Here is a 14,931-nt window from a genome sequence, read left to right as displayed (position 1 = left end):
GATAGAATAATATTTTTTATTATTCTTTAATTTGTTAAAAATCATTTCTTTTTTCTTTTTTTCTTTTTTACACTTACTTTTACTTCCTCTTCTGCTGTATTATTTTCTTTAGTATTATCCAATTTTGAAGTTATAAACTGCTGAATAACCCCGAATACGTTTTGTGCCGTCCAATATAATGCAAGTCCGCTTGCAAAATTATAAAACATAAAAAGCATCATAAGAGGAAAAATAGTAGTCATCATTTTCATCTGTGCAGCTGCTGCTCCTGATGTTCCTGATGATGATGAAGGCTGAAGTTTCATGCTCAAATAACTTGTTATAGCCATAACTATAGGAAATAAGTTAAAATTAAATCCGCCTAATATAGGTATACTTGCTGGAAATACAAATAATTTATCTGGAGAAGAAAGGTCTGTTATCCATAAAAACGGAGTATTTCTCAATTCTACCATAGACTGCATAAGATAGAAGAATGCTATAAGCAAAGGAAATGGTAAAAGCATAGGAAGACATCCGCCTAATGGATTAATTTTTTCTTTTTTGTATATAGCCATTATTTCAGCATTTAATTTTTCTGGATTATCCTTATACTGTTCTCTTATATGCTCTATTTTAGGATTAACCAACTGCATTTTTTTCATAGATTTATAGGAAGCATTGTTTAATGGGAAAGTTACTATTTTAAATATCAATGTAAACAATATTATTGCCCAAGCATAGTTTTTAGTTACATTGTATAAAGCATTCAAAATTATATTTAATACATATATAAAAGGTCTTAAAATATATTCTCCAAATATTGACTCATAAGACTCTTCAGCATAATAATTTGAAAAAATACTCCTAACCTTAGGTCCCATATAAACAGAATAATTATCAGTTATAGATGAACCCTTTTTAATATTATGTTTAGAAACTAAATTAGCTATATGAAAATCATTTCTATATTCATTACTTGAAGGTTCAGAAAATGTCATAGTTTCAAAAACTGTGTCATTTGAATTTACAGGAGATGAAATAATAGCAAAATATCTATTATTTAATGCTGCCCATTTATCTTCTCCCTCATATATACGATATCTCATTTGATTAGTTTTAATTCCTCTGCTTGAAGAACCAAATAATCTTGTTATTATATTATCTTTTACTATATCTCCTGTAAGCAGTATCTTAGCTTTTCCATTCCCTTTTGTCAAATATTGGGCTCTGGTTGCATCTTCTCTTATAGAATTTTTATCAGTTCTATAAGGACCTATGCCTGTACCTAAAAAGTATGAATAAAACATATCCAAATCTTTTTCACCAATATTTTCTATTGTTACAGAATTTTTTAATTGATAAGGGTCCTCTCCAAAACTAAAAGTTTTTGTTATTCTTACAGCTGCATCATTTATAATAGTATCAGCAGCATAGCTTACAGAATTATCATTTGCAGAAACTAATTCATAATTTAAATTTTCAGGAACAGCAATAGAATTGGAAAGATTTTGAAAAGTTACTGTAAAAGGATATATATTTTCATATACCTGTTCAACCATATCTATAATTTCATTGGTATAATCTCTTCCCATATCCTGAGGATAATAATTTTTTAATTTATAAGAGTAAAGAGAACCATTTTGAAAAGCTGCTATAACATATTCATTTTCTAAAACTTTTTTAGTATCTGAAATAGTATTAGTATTTTCAATTTTTACGACTTTCTGCATTTGTGAAGTATCTAACAATGGATTTATATTATTACTAGCCGTATTTGTATTATTAACAGCAGTCGAATTTGAACTATATACAGGCTTAACTGTTTTAGCCTGATAGAACATATATAGAAAAAGTATTATAGCTGAAAGCCCAATTGCTATAACCATCCTTTTATTATTGCTCATAAACTATTTAAGCTCCTTAATCAATTATAAAAAATACAATATAACTACAAATAAGCAATTAAAAAATGAATATGGCTAGCATATAAAAAATTATGGCACTGGGTCATAAATTTTTTTTGCTAGAGGATTACATCTAAGTACTCTGGCAATTGCAAGAAAACTGCCTTTCACAGCCCCATGTTTTATCACCGCTTGTTTAGCATATTCAGAACATGATGGTATAAATCTGCATGAAGGCTTCAAATAAGGGGAAATAGCCTTTTGATAGACAAAAATTAAGAATAAAAGAACACTTTTCATAATTTAAACCTTCTGAAATAGTTTAAGCAAATTCTTTTTACAATTATTAAATGAATAGGAATGACTATCATCAAATTTATTAATAATAATAAAGTAATCATACCCCATTGGAATTTTACTCTTTTCCAGTCTATATACTTCTCTAACGATTCTTTTAGCTCTGTTTCTGCATACAGCATTAGCTTTATTCCTTTTAATAGCTGCAGCAAATCTAGAATATGAACGATTATTCTTTAATATAAAAATAGTATAATAGAAATTACTTAATCTCTTAATACTATTTTTTTTATTAAAGAATACTGATATATCATTTCTAAGTTTCAATCGTTCTTTACTATATAATTTTAATGAGTATTCCCTATCACAGTTTCCCATAAGTACTGTTTTGTCATTGCTTAATATTCTTACTCATCGGCAGCTGTTAAGCGGTATCTGCCTTTTCTTCTTCTGCGTTTCAAGACATCACGTCCATGTTTTGTTGCCATACGTTTAAAAAAGCCGAATTTTCTTGCACGACGCAACTTACTTGGCTGATAAGTTCGTTTCATTTTGTCTCCTTAAAGATTTGTATTTATTTTTTAATTATTTATCTTTATCAAAAAATTTTAAATGCAAATATATTATGTTCATTTTACTTTATAATAATTCTTTTGTCAAGTACATAATAAAATCTATAATATCATAGAAAATAGGCATAAACTATAAATTTGATATTATATCATTATAGTGCTATAATATTAGAAAAATTTTTAGGTATAATTGTGAAAGAATATATTCTTGAAAACAAATTAGAAGATATAACTCCTGTTATAGAAAATATATGCTATGAAGTAAAGAAATATATTAAAAGTGATGAAATAGATTTATTTGCTGCTGCATTGTATGAAGTTATAATGAATGCAATAGAGCATGGTAATTTAAATATATTATATGAAATGAAAAAAGAGTGGTTAAAAAAAAATATATATCATAAAAAATTAAATGAGCTTCTAAAAACTGATAAAGCAAAAAAAACGCATGTAGAAATTGCACTCAATGTAGAAGAAAATCTAATAACTATAAATGTTAAAGATCAAGGTTTGGGTTTTAAACCTAAACAGGAAATGAAAAAAATAAGCAATGAAGGATTTGCCAGAGAAAACGGAAGAGGAATGATGATGATTAAATCATATTTTGATGAAGTTAAATATAATAAAAAAGGCAATTCTGTAACGCTGATAAAATATTTAAAAAATCAATAAGAGTTTCTGATATGGATAATAATGATAATAAAAAAAAATCAAAAAGTGTAAAAGATACAAAATTTTTTCATAAATCTCCACCTATTAAATTGGATACGGGTTTTGTTAATTTGGAAAGATTTGTAGCTATAAATGAATATGATGACGGATCTTTTTCAAGAGAATATAATTGCGATATAATCAACAGAAAAGGACGGGATGCTGTTATAATAGTGCCGTATACATATATAGATAACCAAATACATGTTCTTATGATTAGCACATTCAGACCTGTTGTTTACTATAGAGAAAAAGTTATGACAGAAAAAAAGCCTGAAGATATAGATGAACATATAATGAGATTCTTAGAGTTTCCTGCTGGAATGCTTGAAGAAGATGAAATGAATGATAAAAATCCAAATCAGGGCGTTAAGAAATGTGCTCAGAGAGAACTTGAAGAAGAAACTGGATATTCTGTGCCGTTAAAAAATATAAATGTATTAGGACATAGGTATTACAGCTCTTCTGGAATTATCACAGAGAGAATAAACATTGCAACATGCGATATAACAGGAATAACTCCGAAAAAAGATATAAAAACTGACGGCTCTGTTATGGAAGAAACAATAGAATCTTTTTTTGTTCCTTTTAATAAGGCTATAGAATGGTGCAAAGATGGGGTTATAAAAAATGCTGGTACAGAAATAGGACTTAACAGACTTTATTTCTCTATACTATATGAGCATCAAAAAAATCATAATCTAATACTTCAGAAAAGACTTCATACTCTTTTAAACGAAATTAACTCGCTTAAAAAGAGTGCTGAACATTATAATAAACTTATAAGAGAGTTTAAGGCTACTGTTTCGCATGAACTTAGGCATCCTTTTACTGAAATTATGGGGTATATAAATTTATTAAAAAGGAATAATATAACAGAAGAAAGAAGAGAAGAGGCTTTTAATATAGTTTCAAGAAGCGTAAAAAAACTGTATGATACAAATAATAACTTAATACAAATAGCACTTAAAGATGATGAAAATTCAAAATATATATCAGAATTTAATACGGAAGAAGAAATAAATATAATAGTTGAAGGATACAAATTTATTTATCCCAAAAATATAAATGTTGAAATTAATATAGAAAAAAATTGTTCAGTTCTTATAGGATACCATGAAAGATTTAGGCTCATCATGGAAGGAATTATATCAAATGCATTCAAATTCACAAAATCTGGAACAATATCCATTAACATAAGAACTCTTGATACAATAGAAAAAAAAGCACTGGATTTCTCCCCAGATTTATTTAACTATCATACAATGCAGAATATAATACCAAATGAAATAGAAATAATGGTGAAAGATACTGGAAAGGGAATAAAACAAAGCCAATTAAAAAAGATATTTATACCATTTTATCAAGGAGATTCGAGATTTGAAAGAGAGTATGGCGGCATAGGTATAGGCTTATCAGTTGTAAAAGATTTGCTTGATACTATGCAGGGTACTATCAGCATAGACAGCTCTGAAGGTGCAGGTACAATAGTAAAATTAAGAATGCCCTTTGGAATACCAACAAAAAATTAACTCTGTTTAAATTTGTGTTTTTATATATCAAATATTATACTTGTTTCAAAAGTACTAGACAAGATCAACTGTAAAATTATAGATATAATGTTTTTATATGCTGTCAGCTGCCGCTATAAAAATTATTATATAATAACATCATAAAAAACTGCATATAAATTATTCTTCTCTGTCTTTTAACCCTTCAACCATATCCAATTTATTTATATAATGGGCACTCATAATAGACACCAATAATATTACAGTAACAAGTAAAATTATAGCAAGTCCATAGCTGGAGCCGTATACATGCGGAACAAATGAGAATAATTTGCTTGAGAATGGTCCTTTTACTAAATACAATATGCCGTATCCTGCAGCTATTCCAAGCGGTATTGCAGCTATAACCTGAGTTATAGTTTCTTTTAATGAAGCTATCATTATTTCTTTTGTGGTATATCCCATAACTTTAAGCAGCGTAAACTCATACCTTCTTGTAGCAAGAGTAATTACTCCGACACCGTAAAGAGATGTAGCACCAAGTAAAAATGCTATAAATATAAGTATTTGAACTAGAAGATATATTGTTGCTATTTGATTTTTATATGCCTCATACTCATCATTTCTAAAACTGTAATAAGAAACCTCTTTGCTGTCATCTAATATATTTTTAACATCTGAAATTGGAGTATTATTTGTTGTTGTAAGAAATAAAGTATTGTAAACATCCTGAATATCAAATGTTTTTTCAGCAAAATCCTTATCCATATAAACATAGAACATACCCTGCTGATCAACAAATTTGCTTACTTTAACTCTTCTTGATATACTGTTTCCAAGAGTATACAACTCTATGCCTATATAATCATTTTCTTTAACTTTAAGTTTATCCGCCAAATATTTAGGTATCATAACAGAATCTTCAATATCATCATTACTAGGTATATCAAGTGAAGAAAAACTGTCTTTACATATAAGTGTAGGTATATATAAACTTTCAGCATCATCTCTAAATGCTGGGTAAATTCTTGATTGATAAATGGCTGCTTTATCAAAATACTGTATGCATCTATTTGTTACTATATCAGAATTGCTTTCCCATTTCATAGGATTAATAGTAGCAGTGGCATCATACAAAGCAAATTTTTCATATAAAGTATACAAGAAATAATCAAAAGAATTATTAAACCCCTGAGCAAATACAGTCATACTAATAGCAGCAAACATCCCCCAAAGAGAAGCTAAATATCTAGTCTTACTCCTAGATGCATTTTTTATTGCATATCTAGTATTAAAAGAAAATTTATTCCATATTTTTAATTTCTCTATAAATGTTTTTCCGCCGCCTTTAGGAGGTTCTCCTCTCATAGACTGTGCAGGATTAAGTTTCAATATTGATAAAGCTGCCAAAAGATTAGAGAATATACATACAAGCAATATTATCACAGTAGATATAATCCATAAATCTATATAAACATTATATTTAAAATTAGGCATATCAAATATATTTCCAAGTGCCTTAAATATAGGAGGCAAAAGGAATTTACTTGCTATAAAAGCTAAAAGTATACCGAAAAAAGATACCAAAAAAGAATATTTTATATACATAAACATTATAGAAAAATCTGTAAGCCCTATAGCCTTCATTATACCTATCTGCTTTCTTTCAACAGCAACATTTCTTCTCTGTATTATATAAAGTAAAAGTATAGCCATAAATAAAAGTATTGAAGGACATATATAAGAAAAAGAATCTATCTGAAGTAAAGTCTGCTCATAATTCACATAATTAACAGACTGCTCTCTGTCAGTGAAGAAAAATATTTTCTGTTTTAACTTAGTTCTAATTAAGTTTTCTACATTTCTTTTATCAGCACCCTCTTCATACTTTATATAAATTGAATTATAAGGTATATAATTAAAATGATCTTCGTTAACTTCTATAACAGCAAAATCCTTAGCTTCAGAAGCAGTACTCGCCCCATCTTTAAAAAGAAATACATAATTAGGATAAGATACTAAAGCAGCTATTACAAAAGAATTAGTCTTATCATTAAATACCAATTCCACAGTATCGCCAATATTTAAAGAGTTTGCAATAGCAAAATTTTTATTTATAGCTATTTCATTTGTTTTTAAATTAGTGCTTCCTTCATATATAAAAGGCTTATTAATTCTATTATTGCTGTTATCTGTTCCATAAATAATAGCATCTATATTATTTATTTTACCCTGAAATCTATGCTTAGCCTCTACTTTATCAATACCATTTATTTCTTCTAATGTATCTATATCATTGGTATTAAACATTCCAAATAAAACTAAATCATCCAGCATATTATCTTCAAAATAATTCTCTGCAGACAATTTAAAATCTCTATATACAGTTTTTACAGCAACAAAGAAAAGAACAGCAAGTGTTACTATAAAAACGGCCGACATAAATATAGCTAATTGCTTATTAATTTTTCTGAATAAAAGTTTAGTTTTTATATTTACCATTATTTTATCATCTTATCCATTATTATTTATTACCACTCTATATTCTCTGGATTTAGAGGATTTTCTACATCATATTTATCAATAACTTCACCGCTTAGTATCTTTACAACAGTATCAGCCATTTTAGCTATTTCCTTACTATGAGTTATTAATACAATACTAGTTCCTAAATTTATATTCAAATCTCTAAGTATTTTTAATGCCATAACGCCAGTTTTATTATCCAATGCCCCAGTAGGCTCATCACATAAAACAACTTTCGGCTTCTTAGCTATAGCACGTGCAATACTCACACGCTGCTGCTCTCCTCCTGACAATTCTGTAGGATAATGTTTTACCCTATTTTCAAGTCCTAATAATTTTAAAGCCTCAGCAGCATTATCTCGTGAAAGACCTGTTATCTCAGTTGAAAACTCTACATTTTCTATAGCTGTTAAATTAGGAAGCAAATTATAGCTTTGAAAAACGAAACCAATATTTTCTCTTCTAAATTTAGCAAGCATTTTATTATTATAATGAGAAATATCCTCTCCCAAAAATAATACCTGTCCGCTGCTCGGTTTATCTAAAGCCCCTAATATATTGAGCAATGTACTCTTACCAGAACCGCTAGGTCCAAGTATAGCTGTAAGTTTTCCCTCTTCTATTGTAAGGTTAACTGATTTTAATGCCTGAGTAGCACCGCCCCCATGTCCGTAAACCTTACTAATCTCTTTTATTTCATAAAGATAACTCATCAATTAAATCCCGTCATTATAATTTCTTTTTGTCTATATATTACAACTGTTTTTTCTTCCATTCTTCAACAGCAATACTTACTATTTCTTTAGCACATTCCTTTTTACTCAAAACAGGAAATTTTTTATATCTCCCATCACTAAAAAAAATAGTTATTTTATTAGTGTCTTTTCCTATAGCATCTTTTATATTATTAGCCACTATCATATCAGCACCCTTCCTATTCATCTTATCAATAGCATAATTTTTAAGCTCATCATCAGTTTCCGCAGTTTCAGCAGCAAAAGATACTATCAATGTATTCTTATTTTTTTTATCTTTAGTAGAAGCTAGTATATCATCATTTGCAATTAATTCTACACTATTAATATTTTGTTTTTTTACTTTTTTGTCATAAACTAAAGATGGTCTGAAATCTAATGGAGCTGCAGCCATAAGAAGTATATCTGTATTAGGAAGTTCATTTAATACATTATCCTGCAAATCTTTTGTAGTATCTACTTTTATTTTTTTATCTTTAGATGATACAGATAAAGGACTATTAACTTCTCCCTCTATATATGCAGATATTCCCCCATGAGCATATATTTCCTCATATAAAGAAGCACCCATTTTACCGCTGGAATTATTTGTTATATATCTTATAGGATCTATCCACTCTTTAGTAGCTCCTGAAGTTATTGTAAATCTTATATTATCATATTCATTCGAAATGCTTGTTATCTGCCCTATTATAGTTTCTATATTGGCAAGTCTTCCTACTCCGTCATCCTTACAAGCCATAGAACCTTTTTCTGGCTCTATTAATTCATATCCTAAATCCTCTATCATATATTTAACATTCTTCTGCATTGCTTTATTAAGCCACATATAAGGATTCATGGCAGGTGCAAAATATTTTTTGTTTGTATATGCTAAAGCTATTGTGCTTATGCTGTCATCACATATACCATTGGCTATTTTACCTATAATATTAGCATCTGCAGGTGCTATAAGGAGAATATCTGTTTCTTTGTTAATATTTATATGAATAAGAGGATCATCATCTTTCCATATATCTGTTATAACATGATTGCCGCTCATAGTTTCTAAAGCCTTTACTCCAACCATATTTTCAGCATTTTTTGTAACGGCACAAATTACATTATGACCTTGTTTTTTTAACATACTAACTAACATGGGAGTTTTATATGCAGATATAGAACTAGTTATTGCAAGCAAAATTCTCATAACAATATACTTTAAAATATTATCCTTAATTAAACTTTGTAGTTAAACAACTATATAAATTATATAGTACTATAAATAAAAAAAATAGTCTATATATTTTTATAATTTTTTTATTATTATTTTTACATAATAATTATATATATAATATAAAATCATTTAATTTTAAATAAAAAAAAGAGCAAAGATTATTAATCAATGCTCTTTATAGTATAATAATAATTTTTATATATTAATTACTCTTTATAAGCATAAGTGAATTTATGCATAGATAAGGCATCATAATAAACATCTTTTAATTTAGGAGAAACTAATAATGGTTCTGTATAAAAATACATAGGTATTATAGCAAAACTATTTACAAGCAATTCTTCCGCTTTATGCATAGCATCCATTCTTACTTTTTGATCTCCTGTAGTTAAAGCTGTTTGAATATAAGCATCATACTGGGCATTACTGTAAGAACTGTAATTGTTAGGCGAATAGCTTGTATATAATGCCAAGAAGTTTACAGGATCATTAAAATCTCCAAACCATCCTCCGCGGCACATTGTTAAATTTTTATCATATCTTGTTTGTAAAAATACAGCCCATTCTTCCTGTACTATTTTAGTATCTATTCCTAAATGTTCTTTCCACATCTGCTGTACTGCTTCAAATATAGCGATATGAAATCCAGGATCTGCTTTAAACTCAAATACTGGAAAACCTTTTCCGTCAGGGTATCCTGCTTCTGCCATTAATTTTTTAGCCTCTTCTACATTTTTTTGATAATTATCAGGATTTATATCAAAATATCCACCGCCGTTTTCTCTAAAACTGCCCTCAGCATCATTTACACCATAAGGAACAAAAGCATTGGCAGGTGTTTCGACGCCTTTAGTAACCTGTTCTACTATATAGTTTCTGTCTATTGCTAAAGCTAAAGCCTTACGTACTCTTACATCGCTTAACACTTCATTAGTAATATTTAAACAATAAAAATATGAAGCAAGCATTGGTTTAATCTGTAATAATCCCTCTTCTTTTAAAGCTGGTATATCCTGTGTAGGTAATACTTTAGAAAAATCTATAGAGCCTTCTTTTATTCCTGCAACAGAAGCTGTTTCATTTTGCATAAGTATAAATTTTAACTGCTCAGGTACAACTTCTCCTGCATTCCAATAATTAGTATTTTTTACCATTATAATACTTTCATCCTGATTAATTTCAGCAGCAACAAAAGGACCATTTCCTATATATGTTTCAGCCTTCAAACTCCAGCTATCTCCGTACTGATCAACTATGTCCTTTCTAACTGGGTAGAATGTAGGAAAAGCAACTAAGTCTAAGAAATAAGCTGTAGGTGCTTCTAAAGTTACCTCTAATGTATAATCATCTATAGCTTTAACGCCTAGAGAATCAACAGGCATTTCCCCAGCAGTTATTGCTTTTGCATTCTTTACTGGCTCATGCTGGAAACTATATTGGCTTCCAACTGCAGGGTCTACTACTCTTTGCCAGCTGTAAACAAAATCTCCTGCTGTTACAGGCTTTCCGTCAGACCATTTGGCATTTGTTCTTAAATGAAATATATATCTAGTTCCATTATCAAACTCTTCCCAGCTCTCAGCTGCACCGCCTACTATTTTGCCTTCTTTAGATTTTGTAGTAAGTCCTTCAAAAGCATGCATTACATAATAACATGCATCCAATGCTGTATTAAGACTAGGGTCTATTGTTTTCGGCTGCGGTCCTGCATTTATAGTGATAACATTTTTATTATCTTTGCTGCCACTTCCTCCGCAGGATATCATAATAAATGACATTGCTGCAAAAAACAATATAAATATACGCTTACTCATTTTATGTACTCCGATTATTATAGTTTTGATTATTATATAATACCGATAATTACTGTCAATAATATTTTTTTATTAGTAAATTTAATTAATTAAAAGTATTAGATTTTTTTTTATATATATTGACAATACATATAATTTTGTATACTATTATAGATATAATTTATAATTTAATGAGATATAAAGGAAAAATACAATTAATAAAAAAATATTAGATAATAAAGTTAAATTTAAAGATAATGAATCTTTTATTTCAATATGCGGTATAAATGATAAAAATCTTGAAATATTAGAGGATAAATTTAATGTTTCAATATACCCCAAAGGAAATGAATTAACCATAGAAGGTGATTCAAATAAAATAGAGGATACTTTAAAAGCTTTATATACATTAAAAGATTTGTATAATTCTTCTGCTGAAATAACAGAGCAAAAAGTAGCAAGCATAGCAGATAATATACATAAAGATAAAGAAAGCCAATTAATATCAATGCGTATAAAACTGCCTTATCTAGGCAGAAATATAGAAATGAAAACAATATCGCAAGGGGAATATCTATATAAAATGCAAATAAATGATATAGTATTCTCTACTGGGGCTGCTGGTACTGGAAAAACTTTTCTCTCAGTTGCTTATGCTATAAATTTATTAGCGGAAGGCAAAATAGAGAGAATAATCATAACAAGACCTGTTGTAGAAGCTGGGGAGAGTTTAGGCTATTTGCCGGGGGATTTTAAAGAAAAAATTTCTCCGTATATGCGTCCTATTTATGATTCCTTATATAGTCTTCTATCAAATGATATAATATCAAGATATACAGAAGAAGGTAAAATTGAAGTTGCTCCTCTTGCATATATGAGAGGAAGAACTTTAAGCAAGGCTTTCATAATTCTTGATGAAGCACAAAACACAACTATATCACAGATGAAAATGTTTTTAAGCAGAATAGGAGAAAAGTCAAAGGCTATTATTACAGGAGATATTTCTCAAAGCGATTTGCCTAAGGATATAGAATCAGGACTTAAGCATGCTTTAAAAATATTAACTAATATAAAAGGTATTGGTTTTCATCATTTTGAAAAGAAAGATGTTATAAGACATTATTTAGTTTCTAAAATATTAGAGGCTTATGAAAATAATAATTAAGGGTATTTTATTATGAACACGAATAAAAAAATAATGAAATCAGTTATAAATAAAACTCCGAATATAGAAAGAATTTTTCAGGCTGTAATAGCTCTAATAATGTATGCTTTTACATTATTTTTAGTTTTTCCTAATTATATGCAAAAAGCAGATATACCTCCTGTTGGAAATATAGTTACAGAACCTTTAATAATAAAGCGTAATGTGAGATATGAAAATAAAGCAGAAACAGATAAAATAATATATTATGCTAAATCCGCTGTAGCACCTATATTTGATATGCCTAAAAATATAGAATATGAAACTATATCTAAAATAAGCAATATGTTTTCTTTTATTAGAATATCTTATGACAATAACGTTCCAATAGAAGATATGTACAATGAGTTTTTAACAAAATATAATGAGCCTATAAATAAATCTGTATTTTCAAATGCAGTGATTAATGATCTTAATATAGGTTATGAAAATAAAGTTATAGAAATAGTAAAAGAATTATTCGATATAGGTATAATATCAAGAGAAAATTTAAACTCAGATACATTAAGTTTGATATTAGATAATGGAATATTTTTATACAGATTTGATAATTATATCGTAGAAGAGAGAGTGCTTCCAAAAAATAGAGTATTCTTTTTAGAAGATTTAAGAATGGAGCTGCCTTCTATAGTAGGAGCAAAATATAGAAACTTAAACATTAATCATATAAATACTATATCTTCTATAGTTAATGCTTTTTTACGAGATAACTTAATATACAACTCTGCAAAAACAAAAGAAAAAATGGATGATGTATCTTCTTCCATACAGCCTGTATATAACACAATTAAAAAAGGATTCCAAATACTAAAAGTTGGAGAAAGAGTTACAGAGGATAAATATGAATTAATAAGATCATTATTCGGAAACAATTTTGAAAGCTATAATGTATATATATTATTAGGTCAGGCATTATTTATACTTCTCATATTTATATCGCTTGGATATATTATTTTTAAATATAAAATTCCTTTTTATATACATTTAAAGAATTATATATTGTTTTCTATAGAATATGTATTAATATTATCTATTACATACATTTTCCATAATCATATATCATACATGCTGCCTCATTATATACCATTTTATATATACACTTTTATACCAATGTTTGCTATGATTAATTCGCTTCTTGGTGCAAGAAAAGGCATATCTTCAATAATTACATTATGTATAACCATATTAGCTGCAAACGTTGCCCAAGCTAATTTGTTTGAAACATCTTCATTATTTATAATATCTATATGCGTATCAATATTATCTAAAAAAATAAACAGCAGAAATGCAGTTTTATGGATAGGATTTTATATAGGAATATATTTAAGCATAATGTCATTGATAGGAATGCTTTTAGATAATAACATGAATATAAATTATTTAACTTTTGTATTAGCATTTGCAAGCGGATTTATTCAGGCAATATTAGTTATGATATTTTTACCTATATGTGAATATATGCTCGAAACAGCAACTATATTCAGGCTTCAGGAACTTGCTGACTTAAATAATCCTCTTCTTAGACAGCTGCAGATGAATGCTCCGGGAACTTATCACCATTCTATAACTATGGCTAATTTAGTTGAAACAATAGCAGAAGAAATAGGAGAAGATGCAAGACTTGCATGCGTATCTGCATATTACCATGATATAGGAAAGATGGAAAACCCTCTCTATTATATTGAAAACTCTAATATAAACGATAACAGGCATAAAAAATTAAAACCTACATTATCTGCTTCAATAGTAAAAGCACATATAAGATTAGGTGTCGAAATAGCAAAAAAATACAGACTGCCTAAAGAGGTTATTGCTGCTATTAAAGAACATCATGGTACAAGTTTAATAAAATATTTTTATGTAGAAGCACTCAAAGAAAATCCTGAAGTTGATATTAATTTGTTCACATACCCTGGTCCTCGTCCTCAGTCTAAAATTACAGCTATTTTAATGATATTAGACTCCATAGAAGCTGCAAGCAGAAGTTTAGATTCTCCAAAAAGAGAAGATTTAGAGATGTTAATAGAGCATATTGTAGATGATAAAATGTCCCATGGCGAATTAAATGACAGCGGATTAACATTAAAAGATATAGAAATTATAAAAAGAATATCATTCCAAAAAATAATAGTTTCTTTGCATGAAAGAATAAAATATCCTGAACTTCCTGATGAAAAAAATGAACGAGAGGAAAAAGAAGCCAAAGAGATTAAGGATAATAAAGAAAACAAAGAGATTAAGGAAGTAAAAGAAAGCAAAGAAGAAAAGAAAGATACAAAGGATAATAAAGACAATAAGGAAGATAAAAAAGAGGAGAAAAAACAAACAGCAAAAGAAAGTAAAAAAGAAGAAGAAAAAATAAAAGAGAAAATTGCTAAAAAAATACCAATAAAACATAAAAATGAAAAAGAAGAATTAAAATATAATAATACTAAGGATACTGTAAAAAAATAATTATAT

General features: G+C 28.2%; 12 protein-coding genes. 4 read left to right on the top strand and 8 right to left on the bottom strand.

Annotated elements, in window-relative coordinates:
- Nucleotides 1-41: 41 nt before the first annotated feature.
- The 4 genes from yidC to rpmH all read right to left on the bottom strand — a co-directional run bounded on the left by yidC (nt 42) and on the right by rpmH (nt 2,734).
- Nucleotides 42-1,886, bottom strand: coding sequence for a membrane protein insertase YidC (gene yidC, locus Q0J69_RS03320; protein ID WP_297204307.1), 1,845 nt, complete (start codon nt 1,884-1,886; stop codon nt 42-44).
- 90 nt (nt 1,887-1,976) lie between these two features.
- A complete protein-coding gene (gene yidD, locus Q0J69_RS03315; protein WP_297204306.1) occupies nt 1,977-2,186 on the bottom strand; it encodes a membrane protein insertion efficiency factor YidD in 210 nt (69 codons plus the stop codon).
- A gap of 3 nt (nt 2,187-2,189) precedes the next feature.
- Nucleotides 2,190-2,561, bottom strand: coding sequence for a ribonuclease P protein component (gene rnpA / locus Q0J69_RS03310; protein ID WP_297204305.1), 372 nt, complete (start codon nt 2,559-2,561; stop codon nt 2,190-2,192).
- Between the two features lie 29 nt (nt 2,562-2,590).
- On the bottom strand, nt 2,591-2,734 hold the full coding sequence (gene rpmH, locus Q0J69_RS03305) for a 50S ribosomal protein L34 (RefSeq protein ID WP_008723263.1): 144 nt from the start codon (nt 2,732-2,734) through the stop codon (nt 2,591-2,593).
- A 213-nt stretch (nt 2,735-2,947) separates the two neighbouring features.
- Here rpmH and Q0J69_RS03300 point away from each other — a divergent pair, with 213 nt between their 5' ends.
- Nucleotides 2,948-3,427, top strand: a complete 480-nt coding sequence (locus tag Q0J69_RS03300; protein ID WP_297204304.1) for an ATP-binding protein — start codon at nt 2,948-2,950, stop codon at nt 3,425-3,427.
- 11 nt (nt 3,428-3,438) lie between these two features.
- Nucleotides 3,439-4,998 (top strand): ATP-binding protein, encoded by a 1,560-nt coding sequence (locus Q0J69_RS03295; protein ID WP_297204303.1) that lies wholly within the window; start codon nt 3,439-3,441, stop codon nt 4,996-4,998.
- 159 nt (nt 4,999-5,157) lie between these two features.
- Here Q0J69_RS03295 and Q0J69_RS03290 read toward each other — a convergent pair whose 3' ends face one another.
- The 4 genes from Q0J69_RS03290 to Q0J69_RS03275 all read right to left on the bottom strand — a co-directional run bounded on the left by Q0J69_RS03290 (nt 5,158) and on the right by Q0J69_RS03275 (nt 11,288).
- Entirely contained in the window at nt 5,158-7,479 is a 2,322-nt protein-coding gene (locus Q0J69_RS03290; RefSeq protein WP_297204302.1) for an ABC transporter permease, read from the bottom strand.
- Nucleotides 7,480-7,508: 29 nt separating this feature from the next.
- Nucleotides 7,509-8,216, bottom strand: coding sequence for an ABC transporter ATP-binding protein (locus Q0J69_RS03285; protein WP_297204301.1), 708 nt, complete (start codon nt 8,214-8,216; stop codon nt 7,509-7,511).
- Between the two features lie 40 nt (nt 8,217-8,256).
- Nucleotides 8,257-9,447, bottom strand: a complete 1,191-nt coding sequence (gene coaBC, locus Q0J69_RS03280; protein ID WP_297204300.1) for a bifunctional phosphopantothenoylcysteine decarboxylase/phosphopantothenate--cysteine ligase CoaBC — start codon at nt 9,445-9,447, stop codon at nt 8,257-8,259.
- A gap of 233 nt (nt 9,448-9,680) precedes the next feature.
- Nucleotides 9,681-11,288 (bottom strand): peptide ABC transporter substrate-binding protein, encoded by a 1,608-nt coding sequence (locus Q0J69_RS03275; protein WP_297204299.1) that lies wholly within the window; start codon nt 11,286-11,288, stop codon nt 9,681-9,683.
- A gap of 397 nt (nt 11,289-11,685) precedes the next feature.
- Here Q0J69_RS03275 and Q0J69_RS03270 point away from each other — a divergent pair, with 397 nt between their 5' ends.
- Together Q0J69_RS03270 and Q0J69_RS03265 are read left to right on the top strand one after the other, a co-directional pair.
- Nucleotides 11,686-12,432, top strand: coding sequence for a PhoH family protein (locus Q0J69_RS03270; RefSeq protein ID WP_297204298.1), 747 nt, complete (start codon nt 11,686-11,688; stop codon nt 12,430-12,432).
- Nucleotides 12,433-12,444: 12 nt separating this feature from the next.
- Nucleotides 12,445-14,925, top strand: a complete 2,481-nt coding sequence (locus tag Q0J69_RS03265) for an HDIG domain-containing metalloprotein (RefSeq protein ID WP_297204297.1) — start codon at nt 12,445-12,447, stop codon at nt 14,923-14,925.
- The last annotated feature ends 6 nt before the right edge of the window (nt 14,926-14,931 follow it).

The organism is uncultured Brachyspira sp., from assembly GCF_944388875.1.
Lineage (GTDB): Bacteria > Spirochaetota > Brachyspiria > Brachyspirales > Brachyspiraceae > Brachyspira.
Note: the sequence above shows the minus strand (reverse complement) of the source record. Positions and strands in the feature narration are given on the sequence as shown.

Excerpts from the sequence above, each read along its gene's own strand:
- yidC (WP_297204307.1), bottom strand. The coding sequence starts at position 1,886 with ATGAGCAATAATAAAAGGATGGTTATAGCAATTGGGCTTTCAGCTATA.
- yidD (WP_297204306.1), bottom strand. The coding sequence starts at position 2,186 with ATGAAAAGTGTTCTTTTATTCTTAATTTTTGTCTATCAAAAGGCTATT.
- rnpA (WP_297204305.1), bottom strand. The coding sequence starts at position 2,561 with ATGGGAAACTGTGATAGGGAATACTCATTAAAATTATATAGTAAAGAA.
- rpmH (WP_008723263.1), bottom strand. The coding sequence starts at position 2,734 with ATGAAACGAACTTATCAGCCAAGTAAGTTGCGTCGTGCAAGAAAATTC.
- Q0J69_RS03295 (WP_297204303.1), top strand. The coding sequence starts at position 3,439 with ATGGATAATAATGATAATAAAAAAAAATCAAAAAGTGTAAAAGATACA.
- Q0J69_RS03290 (WP_297204302.1), bottom strand. The coding sequence starts at position 7,479 with ATGGTAAATATAAAAACTAAACTTTTATTCAGAAAAATTAATAAGCAA.
- Q0J69_RS03285 (WP_297204301.1), bottom strand. The coding sequence starts at position 8,216 with ATGAGTTATCTTTATGAAATAAAAGAGATTAGTAAGGTTTACGGACAT.
- coaBC (WP_297204300.1), bottom strand. The coding sequence starts at position 9,447 with ATGAGAATTTTGCTTGCAATAACTAGTTCTATATCTGCATATAAAACT.
- Q0J69_RS03275 (WP_297204299.1), bottom strand. The coding sequence starts at position 11,288 with ATGAGTAAGCGTATATTTATATTGTTTTTTGCAGCAATGTCATTTATT.
- Q0J69_RS03265 (WP_297204297.1), top strand. The coding sequence starts at position 12,445 with ATGAACACGAATAAAAAAATAATGAAATCAGTTATAAATAAAACTCCG.